General features: G+C 40.6%; 1 protein-coding gene. It reads left to right on the forward strand.

Annotation, left to right across the window (positions count from 1 at the left end):
• Positions 1-503 (forward strand): helicase-related protein (locus tag ACFIQE_RS11415; RefSeq protein ID WP_375707803.1); only part of this gene is annotated, 503 nt, incomplete at both ends.

The raw sequence follows: 503 nt of genomic DNA on the forward strand, positions 1-503 counted from the left end.
GATAGGACCAAGATTAATGGCTGTTATAGAGCCCTTACCAAAATGGATCTGAAACTTGATCTTGAAGATGACCCCAAGCCCATGCGTAGAGCTTTAGCTTTTTGCAAAGATATTGATACTTCTAAACGCATATGCAAAAGATTCAAAAAAGAAAAAGTGCAAGAATCTTTACGCGCTCTTCATAAAAACTATAAAGATACTCCTCCTCTTAACTGTACCCTTGCCCATATCGATGGAACCTTTAGTGCTAAAGAGCGTACAAAACAACTTGAATGGTTAAAGGAAGATGCGGGGGAAAATACTTGTCGTGTACTTACCAATGTACGCTGTCTTTCTGAAGGTGTTGATGTACCCGCTCTTGATGCTGTTCTATTTTTACACCCGCGCAAAAGTCAAATTGAGATTATTCAAGCAATAGGACGTGTAATGCGTCGAGCAGAGGGTAAAAAAAGAGGCTATATCATTCTACCCGTTGGGATACCCGCTGATATTCCGCCGGAAAT

It is taken from the genome of Bartonella sp. AA1HLJMS (assembly GCF_042197445.1).
In the GTDB taxonomy this organism is placed as follows: Bacteria; Pseudomonadota; Alphaproteobacteria; order Rhizobiales; family Rhizobiaceae; genus Bartonella.